8 protein-coding genes and 1 pseudogene are annotated in these 16,470 nt (G+C 38.3%); 5 read left to right on the top strand and 4 right to left on the bottom strand.

The features are described 5' to 3' along the window. Positions 1–12 precede the first annotated feature (12 nt). Positions 13–1,140: pseudogene (locus ANA_RS25410) on the bottom strand (IS630 family transposase). Positions 1,141–1,244: 104 nt separating this feature from the next. Here ANA_RS25410 and ANA_RS19125 point away from each other — a divergent pair. After that, on the top strand, positions 1,245–1,475 hold the full coding sequence (locus ANA_RS19125) for a hypothetical protein (protein WP_041458563.1): 231 nt from the start codon (positions 1,245–1,247) through the stop codon (positions 1,473–1,475). 14 nt (positions 1,476–1,489) lie between these two features. On the opposite strand, the gene ANA_RS19120 is transcribed toward ANA_RS19125, so the two are convergent. Beyond that, positions 1,490–2,098: a hypothetical protein gene (locus ANA_RS19120; RefSeq protein WP_015083072.1), complete on the bottom strand. Its 609-nt coding sequence runs from the start codon at positions 2,096–2,098 to the stop codon at positions 1,490–1,492. 684 nt (positions 2,099–2,782) lie between these two features. Here ANA_RS19120 and ANA_RS19115 point away from each other — a divergent pair. From ANA_RS19115 to purF, 3 genes are all read left to right on the top strand, one after another. Further along, positions 2,783–3,664: an RNA-guided endonuclease TnpB family protein gene (locus tag ANA_RS19115; RefSeq protein ID WP_015083071.1), complete on the top strand. Its 882-nt coding sequence runs from the start codon at positions 2,783–2,785 to the stop codon at positions 3,662–3,664. A 297-nt stretch (positions 3,665–3,961) separates the two neighbouring features. Beyond that, entirely contained in the window at positions 3,962–6,346 is a 2,385-nt protein-coding gene (gene purL / locus ANA_RS19105; RefSeq protein WP_015083070.1) for a phosphoribosylformylglycinamidine synthase subunit PurL, read from the top strand. 282 nt (positions 6,347–6,628) lie between these two features. Next, on the top strand, positions 6,629–8,089 hold the full coding sequence (purF, locus tag ANA_RS19100) for an amidophosphoribosyltransferase (RefSeq protein WP_015083069.1): 1,461 nt from the start codon (positions 6,629–6,631) through the stop codon (positions 8,087–8,089). A 714-nt stretch (positions 8,090–8,803) separates the two neighbouring features. Here the strand turns inward: purF and ANA_RS19095 are convergent. Together ANA_RS19095 and hisIE are read right to left on the bottom strand one after the other, a co-directional pair. Next, the gene (locus tag ANA_RS19095; protein WP_015083068.1) at positions 8,804–13,699 is read right to left on the bottom strand and encodes a DEAD/DEAH box helicase; all 4,896 of its coding nucleotides are present in this window, start codon (positions 13,697–13,699) and stop codon (positions 8,804–8,806) included. Positions 13,700–14,290: 591 nt separating this feature from the next. Beyond that, the gene (hisIE, locus tag ANA_RS19090) at positions 14,291–14,941 is read right to left on the bottom strand and encodes a bifunctional phosphoribosyl-AMP cyclohydrolase/phosphoribosyl-ATP diphosphatase HisIE (protein ID WP_015083067.1); all 651 of its coding nucleotides are present in this window, start codon (positions 14,939–14,941) and stop codon (positions 14,291–14,293) included. A 137-nt stretch (positions 14,942–15,078) separates the two neighbouring features. Here hisIE and hemL point away from each other — a divergent pair, with 137 nt between their 5' ends. Next, positions 15,079–16,377: a glutamate-1-semialdehyde 2,1-aminomutase gene (gene hemL / locus ANA_RS19085; RefSeq protein ID WP_015083066.1), complete on the top strand. Its 1,299-nt coding sequence runs from the start codon at positions 15,079–15,081 to the stop codon at positions 16,375–16,377. Positions 16,378–16,470: the final 93 nt, after the last annotated feature.

The following is a 16,470-nucleotide window of genomic DNA, read 5'->3' as shown; positions in this document are numbered from 1 at the left end:
GGTCTGTCAATATTAATTTTGTGGATAAAGACGCTTGAGACGGACACGGGCATCCGCTGTTGTGAACTGCCAATCTACAGATTTTTGTAAATGATTGCGTTGAATATACCAAGCCGTTGTTTCTTGTTCTAAAGTTTCGCGGTCAGGAATCCGACGATCTAAACATTGTCGAGTCATTGCGGACAGTTCGTTTTCAGCGATATTGAGCCAACTACCATGTTTAGGGGTGTGGTGAATGGACAAGCGTTCAACCAGACGACGGGCAATGGATGGCTCAAAAGCTTGATATAGGGAGGCAAGTTTATGAGTATTTAGCTGGTCACATACTAAAATAACTTTGTCGCTATCGGGATAGTCGTTATCGAGTAAGTGCTTAATTTCTGTTGCCCAGTCAACCGCTGTTCTCCGGTCACTGACGACTGTTTTACGCCACCCAGACAAGGGTTATGTAAACATAAAAATATTGGCTGTTCCATTGCGATCGCAAAACATAATCCACCGACTCTGAGTGTCCAGGTTTAGCTGGCAGAGGAACGCGGGTTTCTTTGACCAATTGTATAGGTTGCTCATCCATGCAAATCACTGGATACTTGGGGTCATAGGGCAAGTGATAAATCTCCAGAACATCTTCCATATGAGATACAAATTCGGCACTTTGTTCCGGTGGAATTACATACATCTGCCGCAGATGAGGTTTGAGTTCGTTTTTTTTAGCACTTGACGCACGGTTTCGTGACTAATTGCTGGCACAATTTCTAACTCGACTGCCTTGTCTGCCAGTAATCGCAATGTCCAACGAGCATAACCAGCAGGCGATTCCCCACAACGCAAGGCAATTAGTTTTGCTTCCACCTCTCCATCAATAATCGTTTGACGAGGCGGCGTTTTACTGGGTTTGCGGTTTAATGCTGACTCTATGCCTTCTTTTACCAATCGCTCTCTAAGATTTGCAACTGTGTTTCGGTGGCAACTGAAGGCGGTCGCAGCTTCTTCATCCGTCCATCCTTGTCCATTGACATCAATGTTTAACAGAATATTGGCGTGCTTAATTTTGTAAGCTGCTGCTTTGCCTGTGGATACCAAATCTTGTAGGGTCTGCCGTTCTTCTTGACTTAACCGGACAATATAGGTCTTAAACATAATCAGTTATTAGAATATCTGCTGAGGTTTACTGTAAATAGCCTTTCTATTTTCCCTCAAACTCCTCAAACTCACAACTTTTAGCTTGACAGACCACTAGAAGTATGAATGGTAATGCTTTAGCTATTGTAAGATTTTTAGCATCTGCATTTGCTGGTATTGTCGGTTATTTAGTTTCTGGTGATCTTGGTTTACAAGCTTCAATACCTTTTATGAGGACAAAAACCCAAGTTAAAGCCACAGGAGCATTTGCAGCATTTGTTTTAGTATTTCTACTTTTTTATATGGGTGTTCCTACTTCCGAAATAACACCACAACCAACCCCCACACCTTGATGAAAATCCTCATATTAACCGATAGGATAACATCCCGGATTAACTGCATGAATAAATTCACTCCCTGCTAGTGGTCTTCCCCGTTTATAAGCTGCTTCTTGGGGTTGTCCCCAACCTAATTGTAAAATGATTTCTAGAAAGTTCGGATTTTCCCATTTTAATAAAGTTGCCCATTCTGTTCTTTGGACAATTCTTTCTACATCTACTTTTACAATTTTTTGATGTTGTTTACCATTACTAAAACTTAAATGTAAATCCATTTCCCCTGTGACTAAATACCAAAATTCTAAAATTGTATCTTTGGCAGGTTTCAATATTTCTAAATCACTTTCTAAAGCGATTAATTCAGTATCAATTTCTGGATAATGCAGATTTTTACCTTTAACAGTCATATCTTTCCAGATAATTCCAGAAACTTGATTTTCTCGTTGATATTCATGAATAGAGGTTTTAAAATCTTGGTAGGCCGTGAATCTTTGCAGTCCGTCGGTTCTGACAAACTGATCTATAAATGGATTACCAGAAACAGTTACATCTAACTTTAAACGTTCACCTTTTAAGCAAGCTTGGCGTTCGGTTGCCAATATCTGAATTAACTCTTGGGTATTATAAATATTTGACATCAGAACAAGACCTAATTAGTGATCAATCATCAGTTATTAGTCATTAGTTATGAAACTAATTATTAATTTTGTGTCAGATGATAATCAAGATTGATTGAAGATTTAATTATTATCTCTTGATAGCCATAGAAATGCCGTATCAGAACCGACTATTTGTTTCATTGTTCATCCCATAGTAATGAATGTCGACATTATTCTATTTTACCTTGAGGAGTAGAATTAGGTTTATGGTCAAGAAAAAGCCCAATTCTCAAGAATCAGGGCTGAACAAGCAGAACTCAAAATTGCACAATTAGCTGAATGCTTAGGATTAACAAGTATAAAATCAGACTCACGCTAAAACTTAACCGCAAAAAAGCCTAATAATGATGATCTTATTAATTTAAGTAAGTTAACGCCTTATGTGAGTTAGAGTAACAAAAAAGAAAGGGAAACTACAAGATCAAGGTAAAGACATTTTATGAAATTTATGCTTCAATTATTGGATAATCCATTTTGGGCATTAGTAAGAAAAGAAATTAATCAAATTTTACGCAATAGACAATTCAGCAGTGAGACTGCGTTGCTTTCGTGCCTGTACTCGTCTGGAGAAAACTTAGCCATAACCTTAAAATATTTACTTGCTATTTGTATATGGCTATTGTTTAATCAAATAAAGGAAACAACAATGGGAGGGACTTATATTTGCTAACAAACTATGTATATAAGCTACGTCCTAATATTAGTCAATCCGATAAAATGGACGGTTGGCTAGATATGCTCCGGTCTACTTACAATTGGAGTTTGGCTGACAGAATAGCTCAATACAATCAGCAATTTATTCAAGGTGACTATTGCGATATTAGGACTAAAGCAGAAGCTTGTCCATTAACTTGTTTTGTCAGTAAAAATGGAGCAAGTGGAGAGCCGTGGAAAGATGCTAAAACTAACAAGGATGGCAAACTCAAAAACCCTCGACGCAGTGCTGGTGATATTCAAATAACGGCATTACCATATCTAAAAAAAGCTAGACGCACTTTAAAAATCAGACAGCGACGGATTAATTGTAAAGTCAAGGGTAGTAAGAATCGTAAAAAAGCAGCTAATAAGGTAGGACGGTTTCACAAAAAGATTACAGATAAAAGGACTGCTTATCAATGGAGTGTTGCTAATACAATAGTTTCTAGAAAGGTTGATGCTATTGCTTTAGAAGATTTAAATGTCTCCGGTATGTTGAGGCGTTGCCAAGTTAAGACCGATGAAAAAACTGGAAGATTTTTAAAGAATGGGCAATCTAGAAAAAAAGGATTAAACCGTTCTATTTCTGATGCAAGTTGGAGTGATTTAATTTTAAAAATTGAGTATCTCGCTGTGAAGCAAGGAAAAGTTGTAATTAAAATTAATCCTAAATACTCCAGTCAAGAATGCAGAAATTGTGGGCATACTGATAAGTCAAACCGTGATGGTGAGAAATTCATTTGTACGGAATGCGGATATCACGAACACGCCGATATTGGTGCTGCAAAGACTATCAGAGATAGAGGTTTCAAAATAGTACGTGGGGACTCCGCGAAACTTGCTGTTTAACAGCTAAACGCCCAGAAGATGAGCCAGTGCGGTCTTGGGGTTTCCCCAAGTAGAGCAACTGGCGGTATCAGCACGCACTTTTGTGCAAACGTACTGAGTCTGGGAACCTGTGTGAACAGGATATTAGGATTGTAAAATCTTAAGAATCCCCGCGTCTTTAGACCGGGGAGTGTCAAACACAAACCTGATACGATTCCAGCCCATTTACCAGAAATTTTTGTCAATGACAAGATTAAAAAAAAAGAAGTTGGGAATCTCAGATAGAATATTTCTCTGTCCTCTTGGTGCATAACTTCCATGACCACATTTGGTGAAAATCCCTTTTCCCCCCAAGAAATAGCCTCAGAAGGCATAAAACCAGAAGAATATACCGAAATCGTCCGCCGCTTAGGCCGTCACCCCAACAAAGCCGAACTAGGAATGTTTGGGGTGATGTGGTCAGAACATTGCTGTTATAAAAATTCCCGCCCATTACTCAAACAGTTTCCCACCACAGGTCCCCGCATTCTTGTCGGACCCGGTGAAAATGCTGGAGTTGTGGATATCGGCGACGGACTACAATTAGCGTTTAAAATAGAATCCCATAACCACCCTTCCGCCGTTGAACCATTTCAAGGTGCAGCCACGGGAGTAGGTGGGATATTAAGAGATATTTTTACCATGGGGGCGCGTCCCATAGCCTTATTAAACTCTTTGCGCTTTGGTGATTTGAATGATCCCAAAACCCAAAGATTGTTTACAGGCGTAGTGGCGGGCATAAGCCATTATGGTAACTGCGTTGGAGTGCCGACTGTAGGTGGTGAAGTCTATTTTGACCCCGCCTACTCGGTCAATCCCCTGGTCAACGTCATGGCACTGGGTTTGATGGAAACGGCGGAAATTGTTAAATCAGGGGCTTCAGGCTTAGGAAATCCCGTGCTGTATGTGGGTTCAACCACCGGACGGGATGGCATGGGCGGCGCAAGTTTTGCCAGTGCGGAATTGACTGAGGAATCAATGGATAACCGTCCCGCTGTGCAAGTGGGAGATCCATTTGTCGAAAAGTCCTTAATTGAAGCTTGTTTAGAGGCATTTAAAACCGGGGCTGTAGTTGCGGCACAGGATATGGGGGCTGCGGGTATCACCTGTTCCACTTCGGAAATGGCTGCAAAAGGTGGTGTGGGGATTGACTTCGATTTAGACAAAATTCCGGTGCGGGAATCGGGAATGATTCCCTATGAATACCTGCTTTCGGAATCTCAAGAACGAATGTTGTTTGTGGCCGAAAAAGGACGAGAACAGGAATTAATTGATATTTTCCACCGTTGGGGACTGCAAGCGGTGGTTGCGGGGACTGTAATTGCAGAACCCATTGTCAGAATTTGGTTTGAGGGGAAAATAGCTGCCGAAATCCCGGCTGATGCTTTGGCGGAAAATACGCCTTTGTATGAAAGAGAATTATTAACAGAAGTCCCCGAATATGCCCAAAAAGCATGGCAATGGACAAGTGATAGTTTACCTGTTGGCAATGCTGCGGGTATTGAAATTGCAGGAAGTCTGCAAAGTTGGAATCAGATTCTATTGACTTTGTTAGATACTCCCTCTATTGCTTCTAAAAGCTGGGTTTATCGCCAATATGACCATCAAGTTCAAAATAATACCGTATTGTTACCCGGTGGTGCTGATGCGGCTGTCATTCGTATCCGTCCCTTAGAAGCACCCCAAAATCCAAAATCCAAAATCCAAAATCTAAAATCCGGCGTTGCAGCTACGGTAGATTGTAATTCTCGTTATGTTTATCTTGATCCCTATGAGGGGGCAAAGGCAGTAGTCGCGGAAGCTGCCCGCAATCTTAGCTGTGTGGGTGCTGAACCCATCGCTGTGACGGATAACCTCAATTTTGGTAGTCCAGAAAAACCCATTGGTTATTGGCAATTAGCGTCCGCTTGTCGGGGTTTGAGTGAGGGTTGTCGGGAGTTGGGAACGCCGGTAACTGGGGGGAATGTCTCTCTCTACAATGAAACTTTTGACGCGGAAGGTAATCCTCAACCAATTTACCCGACTCCGGTTGTGGGTATGGTGGGATTGATTCCTGATTTAACCAAAATTTGCGGACAAGGTTGGCAAAATGCAGATGATATAATTTATCTTCTAGGTTTATCAATTCAATCCAAAATCCAAAATCCAAAATATAAAATAGAATTGGGTGCTTCTGAATATTTGGCAACTATTCATAATACGATCGCTGGTAAGCCCCCTAGAATTGATTTTGATTTAGAACGACTCGTACAAAAGGCTTGTCGTGAGGGTATTCGCGCTGGTTGGGTAAATTCTGCCCATGATTCGGCTGAGGGTGGTGTGGCTGTAGCTATAGCGGAATCTTGTCTTTCTGGGAATTTGGGGGCGGAAATTAATTTCCCAATTAGTGCAAATCACGATTCCCGTTTTGATGAAGTTCTTTTTGGTGAAGGTGGGGCGAGAATTTTAGTTTCTGTCAGTGGAGAAAACCAAGAAAAATGGGAATCCTATTTACACCGAACTCTTCCAGAGAATTGGCAAAAACTGGGAACAGTAACTAATTCCGGTAATTTAGAGATTTTAACCGCAGATAACCATAAGTTACTCCAGGTTAGTCTCGAAGATATGAGCGATCGCTATTCTCAGGCAATCTCTAAACGTCTCGCTATCTACACCAATACCTGATCAACAGCAAAAATCAAGGTTTGAATACGAAAATTCACAATTCGCACTTGATTCTTAACCAATTTACGGTACTGTTTTAATGGATGGTTAAAGATTTGTTAAGAAGAAGGAGTCAGGAGTCAGGAGTCAGGAGTCAGGAGTCAGGATAAAAATTAATTATTCCCAATTCCCAATTCCCAATTCCCAATTCCCAATCACCAATCACCAATCACCAATCACCAATCACCAATCACCAATTCCTAGTTCCCACTGAATCGACACCCCACCAGGAGCAATACCAGCATGATTCCCCTTAATTCCGTTACCTCGGATGAAAACGCCTGTGACAAACCAGAAGAAGCTTGTGGTGTGTTTGGCATTTATGCCCCAGAACAAGACGTTGCTAAATTGACCTACTTTGGATTGTATGCTCTTCAGCATCGGGGTCAAGAATCTGCTGGAATTGCTACCTTTGAGGGTACGCGTGTTCACCAGCACAAAGATATGGGTTTGGTGTCTCAAGTCTTTAATGAAACTATCTTAGATCAGTTACCCGGAAATCTGGCAGTTGGTCATAATCGCTATTCCACTACCGGTTCTAGTCGTAAAGTTAACGCCCAACCCGCTGTAGTCGAAACTCGGTTGGGTTTATTAGCTTTAGCACATAATGGTAATTTAGTCAATACCGTAAAATTGCGAGAAGAGTTACTCAAAGATAAGTTTAACTTAATCACGACCACGGACTCGGAAATGATTGCTTATGCGATCGCTCAAGAAGTCAACGCTGGTGCAGATTGGGTAACAGGGGCTATGAGTGCCTTTCATCGTTGCGAGGGTGCATTTAGTCTGACTATTGCCACACCTGATGGTATAATGGGAGTCCGTGACCCCAACGGCATTCGTCCCTTAGTCATTGGTACTTTAGATAGTAAACCAGTCCGTTATGTTCTCGCTTCCGAAACCTGCGGTTTAGATATTATCGGTGCGGAATATCTGCGTGATGTTGCCCCTGGAGAATTGGTTTGGATCACTGAAACTGGTTTAGAATCATTTCAATGGCATCAACAATCAGAACGCAAACTTTGTATCTTTGAAATGATCTACTTTGCCCGTCCTGATAGCCTCATGCACAACGAAACTTTATATAGTTATCGAATGCGGTTAGGACGGAAAATGGCGGCTGAAGCCCCTGTAGAAGCTGATTTAGTGTTTGGTGTTCCTGATTCTGGTATTCCTGCGGCCATTGGGTTTTCCCAAGCTTCTGGTATAGCTTATGGTGAAGGACTGATTAAAAATCGCTACGTCGGTCGCACCTTTATTCAACCTACCCAAGCCATGCGGGAATCAGGGATTAAAATGAAACTTAATCCCCTTAAAGATGTCTTATTCGGTAAGCGAGTTGTAATTATTGATGATTCCATTGTCCGGGGAACTACTAGCCGTAAACTTGTGCAAGCCTTGCGTGATGCTGGTGTGTCCGAAGTTCACATGAGAATTTCTTCTCCTCCTGTAACTCATCCTTGTTTCTATGGTATTGATACTGATACCCAAGATCAATTAATTGCGGCGACAAAATCAGTGGAGGAAATAGCCAAGCAATTACAAGTTGATAGTTTAGCTTATTTGAGTTGGAAAGGAATGCTAGAAACCACCAGAGAAGATACTAATAGTTTTTGTTCAGCTTGTTTTACTGGTGATTATCCTGTGGCTATTCCTGAAAAAATGAAGCGTTCTAAATTGATTTTAGAAAAGGTTGTAGTTTAGATAATTCTATCATCTTGTGGGGTGGGCATCTTGCCCGCGCCTCAATATTTAATTGTCAGAATCAGGATATCCAGGATTTGAGGATTAACAGGATTGTTATTGATTATTTTTCTGTGGGAATTTGTCAGAATCAGGATGTCCAGGATTTGAGGATTTTCAGGATTGTTATTGTTTAATTGATGGTTTGATTTTGTGTCTTTTTTTGTCAGAATCAGGATGTCCAGGATTTACAGGATTTACAGGATTGTTATTGTTTAATTGATGGTTTGATTTTGTGTCTTTTTTTGTCAGAATCAGGATGTCCAGGATTTCAGGATTAACAGGATTGTTATTGTTTAATTGATGGTTTGATTTTGTGTCTTTTTTTGTCAGAATCAGGATGTCCAGGATTTCAGGATTAACAGGATTGTTATTGTTTAATTGATGGTTTGATTTTGTGTCTTTTTTTGTCAGAATCAGGATGTCCAGGATTTCAGGATTAACAGGATGTTATTGATCAATTTTCTGTTTGCATCATAGCATCAGAATTTAAAGATATGATATCATTATTTAATCTATATTTATCATCTTTTAGTAAACAAAAATTACATCCTGCACATCCTATAATCCTAGTTATCCTGATTCTGACAAAAAGATACAAAATTAAACCAGAAATTTAAAAATCACATCCTGTAAATCCTATAATCCTGGTTATCCTGATTCAGACAAATATTATCAGACAATCTCATTCAATGCTGGTAAGCTATTAACTATTTTCACTGTTTCTAAACTTACTTTCACAATCCTTTTGACTAATTCCACTATATAACGGGGATTTTCTGACCAATGGTTAGGGTCGTTAATTATGCCACTATCTTTATCTTTGGTGACTTTGTACCTTTCCATTATCCATTCTAGGGCTGATTTGCCATTTACTATATATTCGTAGGCTTCTAGGGGGATTTGGGATAGGGTAAGTTTACTATTATAGATGATGATGGTTTTATCTAGGCCGTTTTTATTCTTACCAAAGACCATTTTTTCCACTTGATAATCTTGGTGATCTAAATATAATTCTTTTTTAAATTCTTCTAATTCATAAGGTTCTATGGTTTCATAGTTGAGATGATAATACGCTAATTCTCTACCGGCTTGACTGAATGTCCAAAAATCCGCAGTAAAGGGGATTCGTGGTAACATTTTCTTCAGGTCTGACGCAAAGCGTTGTTTATATTCGGGTGAATGTAATACTCCATAAATGTAATAGAAGATGTCTGATTTGGTGATGGTTTTGTCTTCATATTTTTGCTGATATTCTTTTAAAATGCTATCGGGGATGTTTTCTTTTTTGGTGTATTGTTCTGTGGTTGCTGTTGCAAATAGTTCTCCTAGTTCGCTTTGTTTTTCGTAGGTATATAAGGGGAAACATTGACCAGTATCATGTAAATGTAAATTAGGAATAACATCTATTATTAAAGCTGAAAAATCTTTACTTGCACCAATTCCAGTTACATAAATTGCTAGATTTTCTAAATTTTGATTAGGGAATATTTTAGGAATTTGGTAAAGACGATTATTTAAGTCTTTATTATAGTAATAAGCTTGGTTACAAAAAGGACGGTACATACTTTTAACAACTTCACTAGGATTAAAAGCATGAATTATTAATTTTCCACAATCGTCTTTTAATTCTCCAGACCAACTAATCTTTTTAGGGTCAGTATCAATAAAACTTTCTACTTGTTTTTTTCTTTGTTCAGCATTAGTTAAAGTTTGACCTTTCAAATGATTTTTGAACTCCTCAACTTGTTGATTATAAAAATCAATCATTCTCGTCATATTATCAATAACTGATTGTTGAGAGAAATTATAAACCCAATTATCTCTACAAGTCATTACTCCTCTTGAATAAACATCAAAAATAGTTTTAGTAGTTGCATCTTTTTTATCACCCAATGAAATAAAACTTTCAAAATCATCATTACGTTGGTTAATCCAATCATAATTTTCATTAGGGGTGATTTCTTGCCATTTAATAGTAGATATATCACCGAAATTTTTAATAATATCTAGTTTTTCTTTTTGACTTAAATAATCACCAATATCATGATAAAATACCTTATTTTCTGATTTCTTACTGGAATTTTTGATTAAGAAAATAATCGCAATAGTAGCACGACTTCCTGAACCAAAAATTTTACCTCCTTCTTTTCTCGATTGTTCTCCCGAAGTTCTTTGATTACCACGTAAATTAAAACAATAAATGCTAGTAAATTCATCTACTAAACATTTTCTAAAACCATCCATTGCATTATTATCAATGAATGAACCATTACTGACAAAACAAACTATACCTTGGTCTTTAATTCTATCACTAGCCCATCTAAAACCGCGAATATAAGAATCATAAAGACTATTTTTTAATGTAGCAGTAGAATGTTTAGCGTAACTATTGGCAATTTTTTGATCTAAATTTTCATATTTGAGATTTTTATTACCATCATTTTCGCTTGTTTGTCCAGCAGAATAAGGAGGATTACCAATAATCACAGTAATATCCCTTTGCTTTTGATTAATTACCCGTTGATTATTTTCAGGAAAGATACTTTCTAACAAATAACCCTCATTCTCAAACATTTGAAATGTATCTGTTAAAACAATGCCATTAAAAGGTTGATAAGAAGATCCCCCTAAATCCCCCTTATCAAGGGGGACTTCTATATTTCCCCCCTTTTTAAGGGGGGTAAGGGGGGATCTAGTTAAAAAATGATAACTTTCCTCAATATTAATTGCTGCAATATAATAAGCTAATAAAACAATCTCATTACAATGCAACTCATAACTAAACTTCCGTTGTAAATCCTCATGTTTAATTAACCCACTTTGCAATAACCGCACCATAAAAGTACCCGTCCCGGTAAAGGGGTCTAAAATATGCACACCCTCATCAGTTAAACCCACTCCAAACTCTTGTTTTAAAGCAAAATCAGCACTTTTAATCATAAAATCTACCACTTCCACGGGAGTATAAACAATTCCCAATCTTTCTACCAACCTGGGAAAAGCCGCACGGAAAAATTTATCATATAATTCAATAATTATCCGCTGTTTTCCTTCTGCATTATCAATACCACTAGCGCGTTCTCGCACACTTTCATAAAACTTGTCTAAAGTCTTGACTTCCTTCTGCAAAGATTGACCTTCTAACACATCTAACATTCTTTGCATTGTCTGGGAAACCGGGTTATATTTAGTAAATTCGTAACCCTCAAACAAAGCATCAAAAACCGGTTTGGTAATTAAATGTTGAGATAACATTTCAATAGCTTCATCTGGACTGACATTAGGATTAATATTTTGATGTAACCCTGTGATAAAGTCATCAAATACTTTTTTCGCTTCTGATTCTGAATTTTCTAATAATGCTTTAATTCGGGAAGTGTTACTTTCAGCAATTTTCGCTACATCCTTAGCCCAATCTTCCCAATAACGACGATTACCACATTTAGTAACTATTTTCGCATAAATTGCATCTCGCCATTCTTCAATGGGAAAATTCAATTCTAATTGTTTATAGGTAGTTTCTATTTTTAAACTTTGAGAAGAATCACTTTTTTCTTTACCACCTATACCAATAATATTAATTTTATCAGGACGACGTTTATTTAATTCTATCTTATTGATAGTATCATTAAATCTCTCATCATGAGAACGTAAAGCCTGTAAAACTCGCCAAATTACCTGATATTCATTATCTTTTAAAGCAATTTCAGGAGGTATATCTGCCGCAATACTAACTGGTAAAATGATATAACCGTATTTTTTCCCCTCAGCTTTTCTCATCACTCTACCAACGGACTGTACCACATCCACCACTGAGTTACGAGGTGTGAAGAATATCACCGCATCTAACGCGGGTACATCTACCCCTTCCGATAAACACCGCGCATTGGATAAAATGCGGCAAATATTACCCCCCCTAACCCCCCCTTGTGAAGGGGGGGAATGAAGGGGTTCAGCTTTTAACCATTCTAATTTTTCATTTCTTTGTAAAGCGTTTTGTTTACCGTCAACGTGCTGTAATTCACATTGTAAAATTGTTTCATCTTCGGGGTTTAATTTTTGATAATCATTGATATTCTTAGCGAATAATTTGACAATTTTTTCTGAATCTTCAATAGTGCGACAAAACGCAACCGCGCGTTTCATTGGGGTTTTATCTTCTGTGTCGTCTCCTTCTTCATCATTAAGAATACGTTTTGCTAAACCATTCCAACAACCAATAATTTTAGCTTTATCATCTAAATTTAATACATACTTTCCATCAGAAATTTGTTGTTGAAAAGTTGCATTAACAAAATTTTTATCTACTGCTAACACCATTACTTTATAATCACTTAATAAGTCAGCACTAACAGCTTCACCAAAACCTAAACGATGAAATTCTTTACCATAAATATCTTCATCATCCATTGAACATAATAAAACATCATTTTCTTGTGCTTGATTTTTAGCATCAGGATGATAAACTTTAGGAGTTGCTGTCATATAAAGACGTTTTTTAGCTTTGATAAAATCTTGATTATGTACTCTGACAAAATAAGATTCATCTTCACCAGAAATAGTTACTCCTGTAGTTCTATGGGCTTCATCACAAATAATTAAATCAAATTCTGGTAAACCTTTTTTCTGTGCATCTGATATAGCTTGAATTGATTGATAGGTAGAAAAAATGACAGTTAAATCTTTTTGATTTTTAGATTGAATACTTTGATAGGATTTAATAATATCTTCAGCGTTAGTTGTCGGGGGAAAAGCTAAATCATTAATGGTAATATCTGCAAGATCATCATTTTTAGATTTTTTCTTATTTTTACCCACATTCACATCAGAACAAACTGCAATACTATGAAAATTAATATCACTTTCAGCAGTCCATTCTCGCAAGGTTTGGGAAAGTAAAGAAATCGAAGGAACTAAAAAGAGAATTAAATTATTTTCTCTAGGGAAATTTTCCGCAATTTTCAAAGCAGTAAAGGTTTTACCAGTACCGCAAGCCATAATTAATTTACCTCTATCTCCCGTTTTAAACCCAGCGAGGACTTTTTCTAAAGCGGTTTGTTGATGAGGACGAATTTGTTTTTTAGGTTTAAGTTCTAAATGATCAGGATTTTTGAAACTGAATTTATCCCAATCAATGGGACTATTTGCTAAATCATGAATAGTAGCAAGAATAACAGGAATTTGTTGATCTTTTAAAGCTGCTAAGGCGTGTTTACTCCATTTTGCAGTAGTAGAAATAATCATCCGTTGTTTAAATAAATTTGTCCCGGAAGCGGTGAAAAATGAATCTATATCTGATTTTTCTACAGTCTGATCTGGACTATAACATTTACATTGAATCGCCCAATAATCGCCAGTATAGCGTTCTACTGCTACTAGGTCTATACCTGTATCTGGCATATTTCCGCGTTTAGGAAAATCCATCCATAACCAAACTTGGCTAAAATGATCTTTATAAAAGTTTTCAGTTTTGAGATAAGCTAACATTAATCGTTCAAACTTATCACCTAATTCACGGGGAGACGTGGAATTTTGTCTAAATTCTGCTAAAATTGTGTTAATAGTCATTTTTAGTTTTTCCTGGTTTTTTAGAATTATGATTTACAGGATTTTAATTGTTGGTGAGTTTTATAATTTATTTGTCTGAATCAGGATAACCGGTTACTGAGCGAAGTCGAAGTACAGGATTTACAGGATGTTATTGATTAATTGATGGTTTGATTTTGTGTCTTTATTTGTCAGAATCAGGATGTCCAGGATTAAAGGATTTTCAGGATTTTGATTGTTTAATTGTTGGTGAATTTTATAATTTATTTGTCAGAATCAGGATATCCAGGATTAAAGGATTTTCAGGATGTTTATTTGTCTGTCATTGTTGAAATCATAAAATTGTGATTTTACTACCTACAATTTTCATCATCATCCTGTACATCCTCAAATCCTGGTTATCCTGATTTGTGACAATTAATATAATGTTGGGTTTCATTTCATTCTACCCAACCTACAATTTTCATCATCATCCTGTACATCCTCAAATCCTGGTTATCCTGATTCAGACAGTAAAAATGTTAACCATCAATCCTCTAAATCCTCAAATCCTGGTTATCCTGATATGGCTTGCACCACGCTACGCTATCAGACAATTATTCATAAATTAGCCTATTTCCTTCTTTCTTGCAACTTCCGATAAACTGCTTTTAAATCAACCTGATGATGCGCTAAGGCTACAAGAGTATGATAAAACAAATCTGCAACTTCACCAGCAATTCCATCGGCATCATCATCCTTGCAGGCCATGACTACCTCCGCGCTTTCCTCACCAATCTTTTTCAAGATCTTATTATCACCACCAGCCAGTAATTTACAGGTATAGGAATCTTCATTAGGATGATCGCGGCGATCGCAAATTACCGCAAACAATTGTGATAAACTATCCCCTGGTGGTGGTGTCACCGTGCCATCAACCTGGTGAAAACAACTACGTTCTCCAGTATGACAAGCTACATCACCCAACTGCTCCACCCCGATTAACAGAGCATCACTATCACAGTCATAACGAATAGTTTGTACCTTCTGAATATGTCCAGAAGTCGCGCCCTTGTGCCAAAATTCCTGCCGGGAACGACTCCAAAACCAAGTTTCCCCAGTGTCCAAAGTCCTTTGCAACGATTCCCGATTCATCCAAGCCATCATTAACACAGTTCCATCCAAATAATCTTGGATAATTGCCGGCACTAAACCCTTGTCATCGTAGCGAATTTTGTCCACAGGGATAGCAGATGAAAGCGATTTCAGTTCAGAAGAAGACATACCAGTTAATTTACAATAATTCTTTGACTCAAGATACCATTTTCAGCTAATCCCATACCAGAGAAATTCACAAGCAACTTTTCACCCTATCCTAAGATAGAAGCTCAATTTTAATCACCACCTCAGAGGAGATACCCTTGGTAAACACCACAATTAAAACCACAAAATCACAAGAAATCTTTGCTGCTGCTCAAAACCTGATGCCCGGAGGAGTCAGTTCTCCCGTTCGCGCTTTTAAATCCGTCGGTGGACAACCCATCGTATTTGATCGTGTGAATGGCGCATATATTTGGGATGTAGACGGCAACAAATACATTGACTATGTTGGGACTTGGGGCCCCGCTATTTGTGGTCATGCTCATCCAGAAGTCATATCCGCACTACACGCAGCCCTAGATAAAGGCACAAGTTTTGGCGCTCCCTGCGCTCTTGAAAACGTTTTAGCCGAAATGGTCATTGATGCCGTTCCTAGCGTCGAAATGGTCAGATTCGTTAACTCTGGCACAGAAGCTTGTATGGCGGTATTACGCCTGATGCGAGCCTTTACAAATCGAGAAAAATTGATCAAATTTGAAGGCTGCTATCACGGACACGCAGATATGTTCCTGGTCAAAGCCGGTTCTGGTGTTGCTACCCTGGGTTTACCCGACTCCCCAGGAGTACCAAAATCCGTCACAGCCAACACCTTAACCGCGCCTTTCAATGATTTGGAAGCCGTAAAAGCCTTATTTGAACAAAACCCCCACGAAATCGCCGGAGTCATTCTTGAACCCGTAGTTGGTAACGCTGGTTTTATTACCCCTGATGCTGGTTTCCTAGAAGGACTACGGGAACTTACTCAAGAATATGGGGCATTATTAGTATTTGATGAAGTCATGACAGGCTTCCGCATTGCCTACGGTGGCGCACAAGCCAAATTTGGTGTTACCCCCGATTTAACTACAATGGGTAAAGTCATTGGTGGTGGTTTACCCGTCGGCGCTTATGGTGGCCGCCGTGAGATTATGTCAATGGTTGCCCCCGCAGGCCCAGTTTATCAAGCTGGAACTCTTTCCGGTAATCCTTTAGCCATGACAGCAGGAATTAAAACCCTGGAACTACTCAACAAACCCGGTACTTATGAGTATTTAGAAAAAATTACCAAACAGTTAGCTGATGGATTGCTAAAAATCTGTGCAGATACGGGTCATGCTGCCTGTGGTGGTCATATTAGTGCCATGTTTGGGCTATTCTTTACCGCTGGACCTGTGCATAACTATGAAGATGCCAAAAAGGCAGATACAGCTAAATTTGGTCGTTTCCATCGCGGAATGTTAGAGCATGGTATTTACCTAGCCCCATCTCAATTTGAAGCTGGTTTTACTTCTTTAGCACATACTTCCGAAGATATTGAACAGACATTAGCTGCTGCTAAAGAGGTGCTATCTAATCTGTAAATAGGTAATAGGCAAGAGTAAAGATAAATTTCTTTCCTGTTCTCTTTTCCCTTTTAAGCTGTTACGCAGCTAAATTTGATAACCCTAATTTAG

Source organism: Anabaena sp. 90 (assembly GCF_000312705.1).
Taxonomy (GTDB): Bacteria; Cyanobacteriota; Cyanobacteriia; order Cyanobacteriales; family Nostocaceae; genus Dolichospermum; species Dolichospermum lemmermannii.
Note: the sequence above shows the minus strand (reverse complement) of the source record. Positions and strands in the feature narration are given on the sequence as shown.